Below are 15,330 nucleotides of genomic sequence, written 5' to 3' on the forward strand. Positions count from 1 at the left end.
CTCCGCGCGCAACAGTCGCTGTGACTTCGCCACACTTCCCCCTATATAAGGGGCTGTTCCGGTACGTCTGAGGCCCTGCGGCTCAGGCAAGGCCCGCATCCGGTTTGGCCGAGGGGAGACCCGTGCAGACGACGCTGCTCGGATTGGCGATTGCCTTTATCTTAGCGCTGCTGGCCGCTCTGATCGGGCCTTACTTCGTCGACTGGAACCAGTTCAGGCCCCAGTTCGAAGCGGAGGCCGGCAGGATCATCGGCGTGCCGGTGCGGGTGGCGGGCGAGCTCGACGCGCGGCTGTTGCCGGCGCCGACGCTGCGGCTGCGCGGGGTCACCTTCGGCGGCAACAACGATCTCGGCCGCCTGCGCGCCGACAAGCTCGACGTCGAATTCAGCCTGAGCTCGCTGATGCGCGGCGAATGGCGCGCCACCGAGCTTTCGGTCAACGGCATGGCGGTCGATCTCGGCCTCGACGCGCGCGGGCGGGTCGATTTGCCGTCCACCGCGAGCGGCAGTTTCAATCTGGCATCGCTGGCGATCGAGCGGCTGAACCTCACCGGCCGCATCGCCCTGCATGATGCCGCCAGCCGTTCGACACTGGAGCTCAACGACATCGCCTTCTCCGGCGACGTGCGGTCGCTGGCCGGCTCGGTCCGGGGCGACGGCAGTTTCACGGCCAGCGGCGTCCGCTATCCGTTCCGCGTCTCCTCCGGCCCGAGCGCCGACGGCAACGCCACCCGCCTCCACGTCAACATCGATCCCGGCGAGCGCGCCATCCTGGCCGATCTCGAAGGTGTGCTTGCCTTCGACAACCGCCTGCCGAAATTCGAGGGCGCGCTGACGCTCGCCGTGCCGGCGCCGAAGAAGCCGGCCGAAGCGGGGCCGATGCCCTGGAAGCTCACCACGAAACTCAAGGCCGATCCGGCCGGCGCCAAGTTCGAGCAGGTCGATGCCAGCTTCGGGCCCGAAGACACCGCGCTGAAGCTCGGCGGCGTCGGCGATATCAGGTTCGGGGCGTCGCCGCTGCTGCGCGCGGTGCTGTCGGCGCGCCAGGTCGATGCCGACAAGCTGACGGCCAAGAACGATGCCGAGCCGCAGCGCATCCTTCCGGCGCTCCGCGCGGGGCTCGCCGCAATTCCGCAGGCGCCGATCCCGGCGCAGATCGAGTTCAACTCCGACCAGATCATGCTCGGCGGCCGGCCGCTCCAGAACATCACGGCCGAGCTTGCGACCGACGGACGATCCTGGACCTTCCAGCGGCTGGAGCTGCGCGCGCCGGGCCAGACGCAGCTCTCGCTCAACGGCGCGACGCCCGGCGCCGACAGCTTCAGCGGCCGTCTCAGCGTCGATTCCTCCGATCCCGATACGCTGGTGGCCTGGCTTCAGGGCCGCAGCGAGGTCAACCGCCGCAGCACGCGGCCGCTGCGCCTTGCCGGCGACGTGACCATCGCCGCCAACCATTTCGCCATCGACAGGCTGAAGGCCGAAATCGAGGGCGGCGCGGTCGAAGGCCGCATCGCTTTCGTCCAGACCGGCGCCAGCAAGGGCTCGCGGATCGACGCGGAGCTCAAGGCCGACCGCCTCGACCTCGATGCCGCCGCGAGTTTTGTGCGCGCGCTTTCGGGGCCTCAGGGCGAATGGCCGGAGGAAGCGAAGCTTTCGCTCGATATCGGCCGCGCGATCTCGGCGGGCCAGGAGCTGCGGCCGTTCACCACAAAACTCGGCTACGGCCCGGCATCGCTCTCGCTGGAGCAATTGCGGTTCGGCCAGGCCAGCGGCGTGACCACGGAAGCGAGCGGCAGCTTCGACCGCGCCAAGGCAACGGGCAAGCTCGCGCTGAAATCCTCCGCCAATTCGCTGCGCGATCTCACCGCGCTGCTCGAGCCGTTTGCGCCGTCGGTGCGCGCGCGCTTCGACGCCATCCCGTCGCTGCCAGGTGCGACTCGCCTCAAGCTCGACCTCAGCCTCGACAAGAACGCCGAGCATGCCGATCGCAACGACGCGCGTGCCGTGCTCGAGCTCGACGCGCCGCAGCTCAAGGCCAGCGCGACGCTGGCCGCGCAGACGCCGGTGGCCGCCGTCAACGGCATCGACATCGAGCGGTTGCGCAACAGCGACTTCACGCTGGATTCGAAAGTCTCGACACCGCAGGCCAGTTCACTGCTGGCGTTGCTCGGGCTCGATCGCGTGGTCGCCGCAGGCGAGGGCGCTTCGCAGTTCGAAGGCCGCTTGAGCGGCGCGTGGCGTCATCAGCTGCAATTGAATGCAAAGCTCAGCGGCGGCGGGTTGGACGCGGACGCACAAGGCAACGTCGAATTGTCGGAGCCGAAAGGCAGCGTGAATTTGCGCGTGCGCAACGCCAATCTGGCCCCGCTGTTCGGGACCAGCCCGGCCGATAAATCCGTGCAGAGCGTCAATCTGTCCTCGCGCGTCAGCCTTTCCGGCAACCGCCTGACCTTCAACGATCTCGACAGCACCTTGGCGGGCTCGCATCTGCGCGGTCATCTGGCGGTGACGCTCGATCAGGAGAAGACCGTCGACGGCGAAGTCGGCCTCGATTCGCTCGACCTCGTGCCGGCGCTTGCGATGGCCATCGGCGCGGCCGGACACGATGCCAATGCGCCGTTGAGTGCCGGGCTTCTCGGCGGCTGGCGCGGCCGCGTCGCCTTCCAGGCCTTGCACGGCACGTTGCCCGGCGGCATCGAGCTGCGCCCCTTCGGCGGTACGGTCCGGAGCGACGGTCAGTCGCTCGCGCTCGACGCAATGAAGGGCGGCGTCGGCGGCGGCGAGATGTCGGCGAGCCTTGATGCGCGCAATGGCGCCAATGGTCTGACGCTCAACGCGCGTATCGAGCTCGGCAATGTCGACGCGGCGGCGCTGCGCTATCGCGACCTCGCGCTGCCGAAGGGACGTGCCTCGGCGCAGATGGCGCTGACCAGCCAGGGCCGCAGCGTCGCGGCCCTCACCGGCGCGCTCGCCGGCAACGGCACGGTTACGCTTGATTCCGCTGAAATCTCCGGCCTCAATCCGCGCGCCTTCGAGATCGCCATCCGCGCCAGCGACGGCGGCCAGGTCGCCGACGACAACCGGCTGCGCCAGCTGGTCGAGCCCGCGCTGTCGGCGGGGCCGATTGCAGTGGCCTCGGCGCAGATCCCGTTCACGATCCGCGACGGGCGGCTGCGCGTCGGCGCAACGTCGTTGGAGGCGAAGAACGCGCGCGCCATCGTCTCCGGCGGCTACGACATCCCCGCCGACCAGGCCGACATCCGCGCCAGCCTGACGCCGATCATGACCGGGCTCTCCGGCGCGCCGCCGGAAATCCAGCTGTTCGCGGCCGGTCCCCCCGACAGGCTCAATCGCACCGTCGATCTCGGGCCGCTGTCGTCCTGGCTGGCGGTGCGCACGATCGATCGCGAGACGCGCCGGCTGGACGCCATCGAGCGCGGCGAGCCGCCGCCGGCGACCGCCGCGCTGCCGACCCTGGTGTCGCCCGAACCGACGCCGGAGCCGTCGCTGCTGGATGTGCCGATGCCCGGCCGCGATCCGCGCCGCGCGCCGCCGCCGAAGCCCAAGGCCGATATCAGGGTTGCGCCGACGCCGAAGGCGCCGCAGGCCGCTCCCGCAGCGCCAAGCCCGCCACTTACAAGCCCTCAACTCACAAGCCCGCCGCTTGCGAGCCACCAGATCGCGCCGCTGCCTCCGCCGATCGACGTGAGGCCGGCCCCCGGCCCACCGCCCGCAAAGCCCAAGCCAAAGCCGCCGCTGGTGCTGACGCCACAGAATCCGTAGGCGACAGTCCGTCATGCCCGGGGCTTGTCCCGGCCATGACGCCGCAGAGGCATCAGTGCCCCAAGCCTTTTCAGCTAGCGGGAGAGGGGCGCAGCTTCCTCGCGACGCACCGGTAAACCCATTCCCTCGCTTTTTAACGAATTTTGCTCGGCAAAACTGATCTGCCGACTTTACCGGATTCTCGCGTTTGTTCCCTAGTCTCTGTTCCCAGAGGAACTCGGCGTCCTGCGGCACAAGCAGGATGGCTAGCCAAGAACTGGGGTCATCGGGATGAACGGCGCGACAACACTTCTGCAGGATCTGGACGACGCGATCGCACGTGGCACCGACGAAAGCCGGACCAAGGCGTTGTGGCACGCGACCGACATTCTGATCACCGGCCGCTACAGCGACGACGAGATCAGCACGTTCGGCGAGGTCATCGGCCGGCTCGCCGACGAGATCGAGGTCGCCGCACGGGTGCAGCTCTCCGAGGTCATGGCAGCCTGCGATCACGCACCGCTCAATGTCATTGCGCAACTCGCGACCGCCGACGAAATCGAGGTCGCCGGTCCCGTGCTGCGCGACTCCAATCGTATCGACGAGAAGCTGCTGGTCGAGAGCGCCATGACCAAAAGCCAGTCGCATCTGCTCGCGATCGCCCAGCGCAAGTCGATCGGCGAGGCCGTCACCGACGTGCTGGTCAAGCGCGGCGACCAGGAGGTCGTGACGTCGGTTGCCCGGAACGAGGGCGCGCGCTTCTCCGGCTCGGGCCTTCTGCACATGGTCCGCCGCGCCGAGGGAGACTCGATTCTCGCCGAGCAGCTTGGCCTGCGCAAGGACGTGCCGCGTCACATCTTCCAGCAGCTGATCTCGAAGGCATCGGAGGACGTCCGCCGCCGGCTCGAGCACGAGCGCCCGGAAATGATGGCACAGATCCAGAGCTCGGTAAGCGACGTCACCGGCGATCTGCACTCCAAGTTCGGCCCGTCCTCGCGCAGCTATTTCGTCGCCAAGCGCGTGGTGACGACGCAGTACCGGCAGGGCAATCTCAACCAGGACTCGATCTCGAACTATGCGCGCCAGCACCGTTTCGACGAGGTGCAGATCGGCCTGTCGCTGTTGTCGTCGCTGCCGGTCGACGTGATCGAGCGTGCGATGATGGACCGCAATCGCGAGATGATCCTGGTGCTGTGCAAGGCGCTCGATTTCTCCTGGGACACCACCATGTCGCTGCTGTTCCTCGGCGCCAAGGATCACCTGATCACGGCGCGCGAGCTCCACGACAACGAGCGCGATTTCGGCAAGCTCAAGATCGAGACCTCGCGCAGCGTCTTGAAGTTCTACCAGTCGCGCAAGACCGGCTCCGATCCCGTCACGGGTCGTCAGCCCGAGCTGCAGGTGCACTGAGCGGTACACCGAACAGGTACACCGAGCATCATCCGGGAATTGACAGGGAGTATTTTTAATGTTGCCTCAATTCGGCACCGCAGTTCGCAAGACCAAAAGCCTCACCGCCGATGTCGGCGGAGCCGCGGACCAGGCCTCGGTCGATGCCGCCTGGCTCGTGCTGGAAGCCGCCAACGACCTCGGCGACCATGCCGCTATCGAAGCCTGCCGCCGCGTCATCGACGCCGAGCTGAACGGCACGGCCGCCGGCAGCGCGGATGTCGATCTCGTGCTGGGGTATTTCAGGTAGCAGTCGTGCCCGGCCGAGGATTGTCGGGCACCGCGAGCGGCTGTGAGTTCTACTTGCCGCGATATCGAAGGGTCTCGACGAGCAGCGAGAATGCCGGTGAAGGTTGGCGCCGACTGGGATAATAAAGGTGGTAACCCGAGAACGGCGGACACCAATCCGACAGCACCCTGATCAGCCGGCCCTGCGAGATGTATGGCTGCACGTGCCCTTCGGTGAGGTAGGCAAGTCCGAAGCCTTTGAGCGCGCCCTCCAGCAGAAGCCCTGCGCTGTTGAACACGAGCTGTCCTTCCACGCGCACGTTGAGCTCCCGACCGTTCTTCTCGAACTCCCAGGCGTAGAGGCTGCCGCCGTGAGTCGGTAGGCGCAGATTCAGGCAATTGTGCCCAGTTAGATCCTGAGGCGTCCTGGGTCGCTTGCGTTCAGCGAAGTAGGACGGCGATCCAACGACGGCCATTCGAAGATCGGGGCTTATTCGCACAGCGATCATGTCCTTGGCGACGAGCTCGCCCGGACGAATTCCCGCGTCGACCTGCTGCGCCACGATGTTGGTGAGCCCGTAGTCGATGATCACTTCGGCGTGGATGTCTGGATACTGGGGAAGAATCTTCCCCAGCGCCGGCAGCAGGATCTCGGCGGCGGCGTACTCCGTCGCGGTCAGCCGTACGGTTCCCGCGGGCTTTTCCCGGAGTTCGCTCAAGGCGGCGAGATCAGCATCCATCTCCGTGAATTTGGGCCCGAGGCTCAGGAACAGCCGTTCTCCGGCTTGGGTTGGCGTGACACTCCGGGTCGTTCGGTTGAGAAGACGGACGCCCAGGCGTTCCTCCAACTTTCGGACGATCTGGCTCAGCGCCGATTGCGTCATACCAAGCTTGGTTGCGGCACGCGTGAAGTTGCGCTCCCTCGCCACGGCGAGGAAGGCCAGGATATCGCTGGCGTCATCCCGGTTCATTGATAAGCCTGTCTTATGACTGCATTCGAATTTTATCACCTAATCGGACCGGGGCGGAAGCCTTACTTTATCATCAACATGAGGGGCCACTTGATCTCGTCATCGCCCCAGGGCTCGCCAGCCCGCGATCGGATTGGTCGCAGCCGGGCGCGATCGACGTCCGAACTCTGCCCAGCACTCGTCGCCTTGTGGCTGATGACGCACCGGCAAATCTGGAAGGATCCACGCGATGAGAATGCTCGCAGCGGCCTTGTTTTCATTCTGCCTGTTTGCTGACGGCCCGGTCGCGGCCAAAGACGCATCCAGCGACGGAGCAAAGACCATATCAAAGCCGGAAGACATCCGTGCGGTCGCGCCAGCCCTCGAAGGCTACGCGAAAAAATTTGTCGATGGCGATCTGTGGAAGCGACCGGGTCTCTCGCCTCGGGACCGCAGCATCGTCACCGTCGCAGCTCTCATCGCCCGTGGTCAGACGGTGGAGCTGCCATACTATCTGGGTCTCTCGCTGGAGAATGGCGTGAAGCCGTCGGAAATATCGGAGATCATCACGCATCTGGCCTTCTACACCGGCTGGGCCAACGCGATTGATGCGATCCCGGCTGCGAAGCAAGTCTTCGAGAGCCGCAACATCGGCGCCGATCAGCTCCCGCCCGCGATGGGACCGCAGCTGCCGCTCGACGTAGCGGCGGAGAAGCAGCGGGCAACGCGCGTCGGAGAGCAGTTCGGGCAGATCACGCCGAGCCTTGTCCAGTATACGACCGACGTGCTGTTCCGCGATCTCTGGCTCAGGCCGGCGCTGGCTCCGCGCGACCGCAGCCTGGTGACCGTGAGCGCGCTGATTGCCACGGGTCAGGTTGCGCAGATCACCTATCATCTGAACCGCGCAATGGACAACGGGCTGACGCGGGACGAAGCCGGCGAGGTGCTCGGCCATCTCGCCTTCTACGCCGGATGGCCCAATGCTTTCTCCGCGGCACCTGTCGTCAAGGACGTCATCGAGAAGCGACCGCGCTGAAAGAACGAAAATGCCTCGGTCGACAATCCCGCTCGCGATCCTCCACGAGCGGAGACATGCCATGGTGACACGCAGAGACATACTCGTTGGCGGAAGCGCCTCCGCCCTCGTCGGAATTCGACTGGCCTCGGCGCGCGCGTCCGAAGCACTGAAGGAGACTGCAATGGACATCGACATCAAGAGAAACGGATCTCGCCCTTCCCAGAAGGGCCCTGAAGACTGGTTCACCGGGACGGTGCGCATTGACCCGTTGTTCGCGGCTCCCGAGCCTGCACGCGTGAGCGGCGCCCAGGTCACTTTCGAACCTGGCGCACGCACCGCCTGGCACACGCATCCGCTTGGGCAGACGCTGATCGTGACAGCAGGGCTCGGCTGGGTGCAGCGGGAAGGCGGTCCTGTCCAGGAGATCAGGCCCGGCGACGTCATCTGGTTTCCTCCAGGGTTGAAGCACTGGCACGGCGCGTCGGCCACCACAGCCATGACGCACATTGCCATCCAGGAATCGCAGGACGGCCGAGCGGTCGACTGGATGGAGAAGGTCGGCGACGAGCAGTACCGAATGTGAAGACACTTCATCGGGCGCATCATCTGACCCGGGCGAGCGCGCCCAGTCGATCGGAAGAGGTTTCATGAGCGTACAACTCGCCCCAAAAAACGAGACGCTGTCGCCCGGTCCGGCATGGAGCGCGGTCTTTGCGCTGACCCTCTGCGTCGGGACATTGATTGCGTCCGAGTTCATGCCAGTCAGCCTGCTGACCCCCATCGGGACCGGTCTCCACATGACCGAGGGGCAGGCGGGCCAGGCCATCGCAGTCTCCGGACTGTTCGCCGTCTTCGCCAGCCTTGCGATCTCCTCGGTGACGCGGGGCATTGATCGGCGCAGTCTTCTGCTGGGCCTCACCTCGCTGATGATCGTTTCGGGGCTGATGGTGGCGCTGGCGCCGAACGCGCTGGTGTTCATGGTAGGGCGCGCGCTGATCGGGGTCGTCATCGGTGGGTTCTGGTCGATGTCGGCGGCCACCGTGATGCGCCTTGTGCCGGAGCAGCAGGTCGCGGCCGCCCTTAGCCTCCTCAATGGTGGCAACGCGCTGGCGACAACGATCGCCGCGCCGGTCGGGAGCTTTCTAGGTCAGTTCATCGGCTGGCGAGGCGCCTTCTTCTGCGTCGTCCCGCTCGCGATCATCACCCTGGTCTGGCAATACGCGACATTGCCCTCGATGCCTTCGGAGCGCGACGCCGCAGGGAACGTATTCGGGTTGCTCCGCCGGCGGTCTGTCGGCATTGGGATGCTCTCGGTCGCTCTCCTGTTCATGGGCCAGTTCGCGCTTTTCACCTATTTGCGGCCATTTCTGGAGACCGTGACGTGCGTAGACGTCTCCACGCTCTCGGCCATCCTGCTCGTGCTCGGAGTCGCGGGCCTGCTGGGGACCTACCTCATCAGCTTCCTTCTGAGGCGGAGCCTGCAAGCACTTCTGATCGGGATGCCGCTTGCGATGGCGGCCCTTGCCCTCGGCTTGATCGCCTTCGGAAGTTCAACCATCGTTGTCACCGTGCTGCTGGCCGGTTGGGGCCTCATCGGCACGGCCGCACCGGTCGCCTGGTGGACCTGGATGAGCAGGGCGCTGCCTGAGGATGCGGAGGCGGGCGGCGGGCTGATGGTCGCGGTGATCCAACTCGCCATCACGGCGGGCGCCTCCCTCGGAGGATTCTTGTACGACAGCAGTGGATACCGGAGCGCCTTCATTGCCGCCGCCATCCTGCTCTGCGGCTCCGGACTTCTAGCTTTTGGGGTCAGCACGGTGCGAGATCGGGAGAAGGAACGACGGGCCGCCTGAAAGCATCGCACGCATCCGTGATCTCCGAAACCTGCCGACGCGGGTAACGACGGAAGCTCCGCTTCGTACAGCCTTCAGCGAGCGTATTCTCGCAGAGCTGATGGATGTGAAACCGGGGAGACATGGTCGGATGAAAGAGTTCAACGTCGCTGAAGTCGGGGGCGGTTCCTATCGTCCTCTCGCCATTCTCCGCTGGGTCATGGTGATCATATTCGTATCGTTTGGCATGCAGAAATTCACGCCGCAGTCCGCGCAGGGCATCGCCCAGTTCATCAGCAACAGCCCGTTCATCTCCTGGCTGTCGGTGTTCGGCCTGAGGGGAGAGGCCTATGTCCTCGGTGTCGTTGAATTCGTGATTGCGGCGCTGCTCGCGGCAGGCAGCTTCAGCCCGGTTTCGTCCGCGCTCGGTTCATTGATGGGCATGGTGACCTTTGCGATCACCTGGTCATTCTTCTTCACGACGCCCGGCGTCGTTAAATGGAGCCTTTCATCCGATCCGATGGCGTGGAATCTGACCGGCGAATTTCTGTTCAAGGACATCGTCCTGCTGTGCGTGTGCGCGGTGTTGTTTCTGGCCTCGCTGCCACGATCGGTTGTCCGGCTGCGCACGGAGTGATCGTCAGGCCGTCTCTCAGCTACGGATCCGGTAGAGAACGCCGTTCTCGCCGTGACGGAATGTGCTTCGCTCGAGGAGATAGTTGGCCTTCTCCAGAACGCGGCGCGATGCGCCATTGCCGACATAGACCAGGCCGATGAGGGACGGCAGCTCGTGGTGTAGCAGTCCGATATCCGTCAGCGCGGCCGCGGTCTCGCTTGCAAGGCCACGGCCCCAAAATTCGCGCTTGAACGCGTAGGCAATCTCGACCTCGTCGATATCGTCCACCAGGATGTGCCGGATGCCCGCTCGCCCGGCGAATGCCCCGTCTTTCGTTCGCAGCACCCACAGCCCGAAGCCATACTGGTCCCAATGGGAGATATTTGCGTCCAGATAGGTCTTCGTCCTCTCCGCCGGGCGGACGCCGCCGAGATAGCGCGAAACGTCCGCATCGAGATGCAATGCGACGAGATCGGCGAGATGATTTTCATTCAGCCTCTCGGCGGTCAGGTTCTCGGTGCTGAAATGATCCATGGACCCGGATAGCCGCTTTCGGAGCAGGGCAGGATGACGCGCCTTCGCCGCCCCTCATGATTTCTAACACATCCTAACGGGCAATTTCGGCGGCATCCGGTCAATGTCTCCATGGAAAAGCGGTGGAATTTCCAAACAAGCACGAAGGTCGACGGAGATTGCATGACGTCCAAAACGCAAATCGAATCACTGCAACGGCCCGCGAGCGTCTCGCGCCGCGGTTTCGTGGGAGGCCTGTCGGCGGGCGTTCTGGGGGCGGTTGCGACCGAAGCGGCGGCGGCGCAAACCCTGGCCGAAATCCCTGATCGCGGGCCCGGCGCCGATCTCGGTGCGCACAGCGAACGATCGCGCTTCGTCAAGATCGATCGCATTCCCGAGGCAACACCAGGCAAGCGCAACGTCGACCCCAGCGATGCCATCAACTCCAAGACGCCGCATCAGAAGCTGGTGGGCAACATCACGCCAACCGATCTGCATTACGAGCGCAGCCATTCCGGGGTGCCGGACATCGATCCCGCGCAGCACCGTCTGCTCATCCATGGCCTGGTTCAGAAGCCGCTGGTGTTCAGCGTCGACGATCTCAAGCGGATGCCGTCCGTCACGCGCGTGGTCTTCATCGAATGCACCGGAAACGGATGGGAAAACTGGAAGAAGGCAGACCCTGACCTGACGGTGCAGAACACGCACGGCCTCGTCAGCACCAATGAGTGGACTGGCGTTCCGCTGAAGTTCCTCATTGGTCTCGCGGGCAAGGAGAAGAACTCGAACTGGATGCTCGCGGAGGGAGGCGACGGCGCGGGCGTCGACCGCAGCATTCCGTTGACCGACGAAATCGTGAACGAGGCCTTTGTCGCCTACGGTCAGAACGGCGAACCACTGCGCCCCGCGCACGGGTTTCCAATGCGACTGGTGATGCCGGGTTTCGAGGGCAACCTCAACATCAAATGGCTGCGCCGTCTCAAGTTCGGCACTGAGCCCTGGATGACCCGCTGGGAGACGGCGCGCTACACGCAACTGCTCGCCAACGGCAAGGCCCGCCAGTTCCAGCTGAGGATGGAAACCAACTCCGTCATCACACAGCCCTCGGGCACGATGCAGATCCAGCCCGGCTACAACATTATCTCCGGTCTCGCCTGGAGCGGCCATGGCAAGATCGCCAAGGTCGAGATATCGACCGACGGCGCGAAAAGTTGGAAACAGGCGCAGTTGAATCAGCCGGTGCTGTCCAAGGCACAAGTTCGATTCCAGATGGACTGGGTCTGGGACGGCAAGCCGACAAGGATCGTGAGCCGCGCGACCGACGAGCAAGGCAACGTTCAGCCGGACCGGCAGTCTTTCATCGCCACGATGGGGAGCAATGCGCTGTTCCACTACAACGCCCAGCAGACCTGGAGCATCGACGAGGCCGGGAGGGTCCGCAATGTCCTCGCATGACAATCGGCTTGTCGCAGCGGCTCTCGCGCTCGGCCTGCTCGCGGCGCCCGCATTTGCATTCGATTTAGGCCGTCCCGCGACTCCGGATGAGATCAAGCTATGGGACATCGACGTCACACCCGATGGCAAGGGGCTGCCTGTCGGCAGCGGCACGGTTGCGCAGGGTAAGCAGGTCTTCGCCGACAATTGCGCGGCCTGTCATGGCGACAACGGCCAGGGCGGGATCAAGGATCGTCTGGCCGGTGGGCAGGGCACACTCGCCTCCAGCGCGCCGGTCAAGACCGTCGGCAGCTTCTGGCCCTATGCGACGACCTTGTACGACTACATTCACCGCGCGATGCCATATCCCACACCGGGTTCGCTCAGCACCGACGACACCTATGCCGTCACCGCCTACATCCTGAGTCTGAATGGCATCGTTCCCCCCGACGGCAAAGTTGATAAGGACAGCTTGCCGAAGATCAAGATGCCCAACCGCGACGGCTTCATTCCGGACCCGGAATTCGATCCGGCAAAACTATTCCGCAAGAAATGAGCGTGTGATCATGAGGGTTTCGGCGCTGCTCAAGATCCTCGCTTTGGTTGCTGCGACATGTTTATGGGAGACCCAAGCAATGGCCGTCGATGGACTGATCACGATCAGGAGCAGTTTCGGGCCTGAAGAGACGATGAAGCGGCTGGAAGCCGAGGTGATGGCCAAGGGCCTCACAATATTCGCCCATGTCGATCATGCCGCGGGCGCCGCCGCTGCCGGCCTGCCGTTGCGCCCGACCAATCTCATCATCTTCGGGAACGCCAGGGGTGGCACGCCCTTGATGCAGCAGTCGCAGACCAGCGGCATCGATCTGCCGCTGAAGGCGCTGGTCTGGCAGGACGAACAAGGCGCGACCTGGTTGTCCTACAATGATCCGGCGTATATCGCCGGGCGTCACGGCATCGGCGAGCCGGCCAAGGCTGCAATTGTCGCCATGACGGCGGCCCTGCACGCGATCGCGACCAAGGCCACCGCCCCCTAGCGCAATGGGACGGCCGCGCGACGCGTGCGCCAGGAGGAGAGATCCATGAACAGCACAGACGGGCAACCGGAATCACCCGCTCCCGGGGACGGCAAGATCGCCAGATGGCTGGTCATAGCGGTGCTATGCGCCTTCCTCGTCGGTGCCGGCGCGCTCGGCTATCTCGGCTGGTTCAGCACGACAACGGAGGTGCCAGCGTCGGGTTATGTCGCACTGGTGCTCGGTGTCGTGTTCTCGCTGGTCGTGGGCATCGGCTTGATGGCGCTGGTGTTCTACAGCAGCCGCAAGGGTTACGACGAACCGGCGGTGCTGATCCGGGAGCCGGAGAATGATTCGGACGAAGACAGCGTCAGCGCAGGCTCCGGTCCACCGACCGAGCCCACTGAGCGAGCCCACTGAGCCGGATGCTCGCATCGAGATGCAGTGTGACGAGGTCGGCGAGGTGATCTTCGCGAAGCCTCGGTGCGCTTAGCCTCGCAAGACCGGGCTCAGCTTCCTGAATCTTTCAACCAGGAGGCAATCGTCTGATTAAGGTAATCAGGCACTTCATGCTGAATGAAGTGGCCAACGCCAGGCACGATCTTGACCGTAAGATTGTCGGGATTTTCAATCCATGACTTTTCCAGATCAATCGTGCTTAGCAAAGCGTGGCTCTCCTCGATTCCGTGCAGATGCAAGACCGGGCATTTGATCACGGCACCGGTGAGCTTCTTCATGGTTGGGCCGAAAAGATTGAGCGCAAGCTGGGAAAACGCGTAGTTGGCCTTGTAATAATTCATCATGGACGAGATGGAAGATTCCGCGAAAGCCTCGACGTATCGACTCCTCACCTGTGGATCGACAACCCAGTATGCCAAATCCCGCGCAGTCAAATTGTCGCCTTTGCCTCGAGCGAAGAAGCGTGTGGCGTAGGCGCTGGCCTTGGCCTGCGCGATAGGGTGGTTCCAAGGGAGCAATTCCCGCGTGATGGCGCCAGGATGAGGAACGCTGAGAACGACAAGTCTTTCGATCAGGTCCGGGTTTTGCCCGGCGAATAGCCACGACAAAGCGGCGCCCCAGTCGTGCCCGATCAGGATGGCCTTGCGACCGTTTCTCTCTGCATTGATCACGGCACGGATGTCATCAAGGAGAACCGGAAACTTATAGTTCTCGACGCCTTCCGGCCGATCGCTCAAATCGTATCCGCGCAGATCGAGAGCGACCACCTGATAATCTGCTGAAGATGCCTGGATCTGATTTCGCCAGGAGTACCAGAAGTCAGGAAATCCGTGCACGAACACCATCAGCGGTTTTTGATGGGATCCCATGGTGACGTAGTGGATTTTCGTTCCCGCATTGTCCGCATATCTGTGCAGAAGGTTCAGATCCTTATCGATATCAACGGCAGGCTCGCTCAAAGCGACAGGGATTTTATTGTGCCAGATGGCATCGCTTGAAGTTTCTCCGGAAACGACGCGGCTGGACATCGCAGTGAACATGGCAGCTCCTAAAAGCATCATCGCGCAGGATCTAGAGGCCATCTCGGTGGTCCCGTTCGCTAGAACAATTGCCGAAATCGAAGTTGCTTGAGCTCATTGGGTATGTCCTGCGCAGCAATCTGTGAGAGTGAAATCTCCCAGACTGCAACTTCTGGAAGTGAATCTGATAGCGGTGATACGGCGGGCACATTTACTATGGTAGTCGCCATATTATGGCGATCACCATAGCGATGTCAAGCCGGGCGTGTTATGCTGACGGGATGCCCCGTAAGACTGACGCCCGCGATCGCGCGATTGCCACTGCCGAGCGACTGTTTCGCATCCAAGGCTACACTGCGACGGGATTGAGCCAGATCATCGAAGAAAGCGGCTCGCCTAAAGGATCGTTCTATTTTCATTTTCCGCGCGGTAAGGCACAGCTCGCAGAAGAAGCAATCGATCATTACGTTGCGACTAGAATGGCTGTGTTGCGGGCTATCTCGGCGAATACGACGGGCGATGCCCTGAGTTTTGTTCGCCAGATTTTCGGCGCGTTCGCGGCCGAGATGGTCGCCTCTGATTTCCAGTATGGATGTCTCATGCAGAATCTGGCGAATGAGCTTCCTGCACTCGATGCTGAACTGACCAAACGGGTCGCGCGCGGATTTGCTGATTCAACCGAGATCGTCGCGGAGCATTTCAGGGGGTGCGGTTTCACGTCCGCGCGCGCATCTTCGACCGCTTCCGCATTGGTCGCTGCCGTCGAAGGCGCACGTACGATCGCCCGCCTGCAACGCACAGCGGCTATATTCGACGCGCTGGCGGATGTGAGTGTCCAGGGGTGGGCGGCCCCCGAGGGGAGACCCGAGGTCAGCTCCCGGCGGCGCGGACGGTAGCTGCAACGGCGGACTTCCTTGCCGTTGCAATTGGCATGAAACGATGTTCACCGCGTCGTTCCAGGCGAGCGGTATCGAATGACATTGACGCGGAATAACGGGCAGTGCTTCCTACCATTGCAAGGACGCGCTTTCGTGG

Annotated in this window: 15 protein-coding genes; 12 read left to right on the forward strand and 3 right to left on the reverse strand. The window is 63.5% G+C overall.

Annotated elements, in window-relative coordinates:
* Positions 1 to 122 precede the first annotated feature (122 nt).
* From IVB40_RS06950 to IVB40_RS06960, 3 genes are all read left to right on the forward strand, one after another.
* The gene (locus IVB40_RS06950; protein ID WP_247818448.1) at positions 123 to 3,782 is read left to right on the forward strand and encodes an AsmA-like C-terminal region-containing protein; all 3,660 of its coding nucleotides are present in this window, start codon (positions 123 to 125) and stop codon (positions 3,780 to 3,782) included.
* Positions 3,783 to 4,052: 270 nt separating this feature from the next.
* Positions 4,053 to 5,171, forward strand: a complete 1,119-nt coding sequence (locus IVB40_RS06955; protein ID WP_027570773.1) for a DUF2336 domain-containing protein — start codon at positions 4,053 to 4,055, stop codon at positions 5,169 to 5,171.
* A gap of 58 nt (positions 5,172 to 5,229) precedes the next feature.
* Positions 5,230 to 5,460 (forward strand): hypothetical protein, encoded by a 231-nt coding sequence (locus tag IVB40_RS06960; RefSeq protein WP_027570774.1) that lies wholly within the window; start codon positions 5,230 to 5,232, stop codon positions 5,458 to 5,460.
* 49 nt (positions 5,461 to 5,509) lie between these two features.
* On the opposite strand, the gene IVB40_RS06965 is transcribed toward IVB40_RS06960, so the two are convergent.
* Positions 5,510 to 6,409 (reverse strand): LysR family transcriptional regulator, encoded by a 900-nt coding sequence (locus IVB40_RS06965; protein ID WP_247818449.1) that lies wholly within the window; start codon positions 6,407 to 6,409, stop codon positions 5,510 to 5,512.
* Between the two features lie 229 nt (positions 6,410 to 6,638).
* Between IVB40_RS06965 and IVB40_RS06970 the strand changes: the two genes are divergently transcribed.
* The 4 genes from IVB40_RS06970 to IVB40_RS06985 all read left to right on the forward strand — a co-directional run bounded on the left by IVB40_RS06970 (position 6,639) and on the right by IVB40_RS06985 (position 9,875).
* Positions 6,639 to 7,424 carry a carboxymuconolactone decarboxylase family protein gene (locus IVB40_RS06970; protein WP_247818450.1) on the forward strand — a complete coding sequence of 262 codons (786 nt, stop codon included), beginning with the start codon at positions 6,639 to 6,641 and terminating at the stop codon, positions 7,422 to 7,424.
* Between the two features lie 169 nt (positions 7,425 to 7,593).
* Positions 7,594 to 7,989: a cupin domain-containing protein gene (locus IVB40_RS06975; protein ID WP_247438625.1), complete on the forward strand. Its 396-nt coding sequence runs from the start codon at positions 7,594 to 7,596 to the stop codon at positions 7,987 to 7,989.
* 64 nt (positions 7,990 to 8,053) lie between these two features.
* The gene (locus IVB40_RS06980) at positions 8,054 to 9,259 is read left to right on the forward strand and encodes an MFS transporter (RefSeq protein ID WP_247818451.1); all 1,206 of its coding nucleotides are present in this window, start codon (positions 8,054 to 8,056) and stop codon (positions 9,257 to 9,259) included.
* A 130-nt stretch (positions 9,260 to 9,389) separates the two neighbouring features.
* Positions 9,390 to 9,875: a DUF417 family protein gene (locus IVB40_RS06985; RefSeq protein ID WP_247818452.1), complete on the forward strand. Its 486-nt coding sequence runs from the start codon at positions 9,390 to 9,392 to the stop codon at positions 9,873 to 9,875.
* 15 nt (positions 9,876 to 9,890) lie between these two features.
* Here the strand turns inward: IVB40_RS06985 and IVB40_RS06990 are convergent, their stop codons facing one another.
* Positions 9,891 to 10,388 (reverse strand): GNAT family N-acetyltransferase, encoded by a 498-nt coding sequence (locus IVB40_RS06990; protein WP_247818453.1) that lies wholly within the window; start codon positions 10,386 to 10,388, stop codon positions 9,891 to 9,893.
* Between the two features lie 162 nt (positions 10,389 to 10,550).
* On the opposite strand from IVB40_RS06990, the gene soxC reads away from it, so the two are divergent.
* From soxC to IVB40_RS07010, 4 genes are read left to right on the forward strand one after another with little or no spacing between them, the layout of a single operon-like run.
* Entirely contained in the window at positions 10,551 to 11,822 is a 1,272-nt protein-coding gene (soxC, locus tag IVB40_RS06995; protein WP_247818454.1) for a sulfite dehydrogenase, read from the forward strand.
* Positions 11,809 to 12,357, forward strand: coding sequence for a cytochrome c (locus IVB40_RS07000; protein WP_247818455.1), 549 nt, complete (start codon positions 11,809 to 11,811; stop codon positions 12,355 to 12,357). Before soxC ends, IVB40_RS07000 begins: the two co-directional genes overlap by 14 nt.
* Before the next feature lie 10 nt (positions 12,358 to 12,367).
* Positions 12,368 to 12,838 carry a DUF302 domain-containing protein gene (locus IVB40_RS07005; protein WP_247818456.1) on the forward strand — a complete coding sequence of 157 codons (471 nt, stop codon included), beginning with the start codon at positions 12,368 to 12,370 and terminating at the stop codon, positions 12,836 to 12,838.
* A gap of 45 nt (positions 12,839 to 12,883) precedes the next feature.
* Entirely contained in the window at positions 12,884 to 13,237 is a 354-nt protein-coding gene (locus tag IVB40_RS07010) for a hypothetical protein (protein ID WP_247818457.1), read from the forward strand.
* 89 nt (positions 13,238 to 13,326) lie between these two features.
* Here IVB40_RS07010 and IVB40_RS07015 read toward each other — a convergent pair whose 3' ends face one another.
* A complete protein-coding gene (locus IVB40_RS07015; RefSeq protein ID WP_247818458.1) occupies positions 13,327 to 14,316 on the reverse strand; it encodes an alpha/beta hydrolase in 990 nt (329 codons plus the stop codon).
* A gap of 260 nt (positions 14,317 to 14,576) precedes the next feature.
* Between IVB40_RS07015 and IVB40_RS07020 the strand changes: the two genes are divergently transcribed.
* Positions 14,577 to 15,191, forward strand: a complete 615-nt coding sequence (locus IVB40_RS07020) for a TetR/AcrR family transcriptional regulator (RefSeq protein WP_247818459.1) — start codon at positions 14,577 to 14,579, stop codon at positions 15,189 to 15,191.
* Positions 15,192 to 15,330 lie beyond the last annotated feature (139 nt).

It is taken from the genome of Bradyrhizobium sp. 40 (genome assembly GCF_023100925.1).
Lineage (GTDB): Bacteria > Pseudomonadota > Alphaproteobacteria > Rhizobiales > Xanthobacteraceae > Bradyrhizobium.

Bases quoted from the DNA above. Each gene is read 5' to 3' on its own strand.
- IVB40_RS06955 (WP_027570773.1), top strand. From the start codon at position 4,053: ATGAACGGCGCGACAACACTTCTGCAGGATCTGGACGACGCGATCGCA.
- IVB40_RS06960 (WP_027570774.1), top strand. From the start codon at position 5,230: ATGTTGCCTCAATTCGGCACCGCAGTTCGCAAGACCAAAAGCCTCACC.
- IVB40_RS06965 (WP_247818449.1), bottom strand. From the start codon at position 6,409: ATGAACCGGGATGACGCCAGCGATATCCTGGCCTTCCTCGCCGTGGCG.
- IVB40_RS06970 (WP_247818450.1), top strand. From the start codon at position 6,639: ATGAGAATGCTCGCAGCGGCCTTGTTTTCATTCTGCCTGTTTGCTGAC.
- IVB40_RS06980 (WP_247818451.1), top strand. From the start codon at position 8,054: ATGAGCGTACAACTCGCCCCAAAAAACGAGACGCTGTCGCCCGGTCCG.
- IVB40_RS06985 (WP_247818452.1), top strand. From the start codon at position 9,390: ATGAAAGAGTTCAACGTCGCTGAAGTCGGGGGCGGTTCCTATCGTCCT.
- IVB40_RS06990 (WP_247818453.1), bottom strand. From the start codon at position 10,388: ATGGATCATTTCAGCACCGAGAACCTGACCGCCGAGAGGCTGAATGAA.
- soxC (WP_247818454.1), top strand. From the start codon at position 10,551: ATGACGTCCAAAACGCAAATCGAATCACTGCAACGGCCCGCGAGCGTC.
- IVB40_RS07000 (WP_247818455.1), top strand. From the start codon at position 11,809: ATGTCCTCGCATGACAATCGGCTTGTCGCAGCGGCTCTCGCGCTCGGC.
- IVB40_RS07005 (WP_247818456.1), top strand. From the start codon at position 12,368: ATGAGGGTTTCGGCGCTGCTCAAGATCCTCGCTTTGGTTGCTGCGACA.
- IVB40_RS07010 (WP_247818457.1), top strand. From the start codon at position 12,884: ATGAACAGCACAGACGGGCAACCGGAATCACCCGCTCCCGGGGACGGC.
- IVB40_RS07015 (WP_247818458.1), bottom strand. From the start codon at position 14,316: ATGTTCACTGCGATGTCCAGCCGCGTCGTTTCCGGAGAAACTTCAAGC.
- IVB40_RS07020 (WP_247818459.1), top strand. From the start codon at position 14,577: ATGCCCCGTAAGACTGACGCCCGCGATCGCGCGATTGCCACTGCCGAG.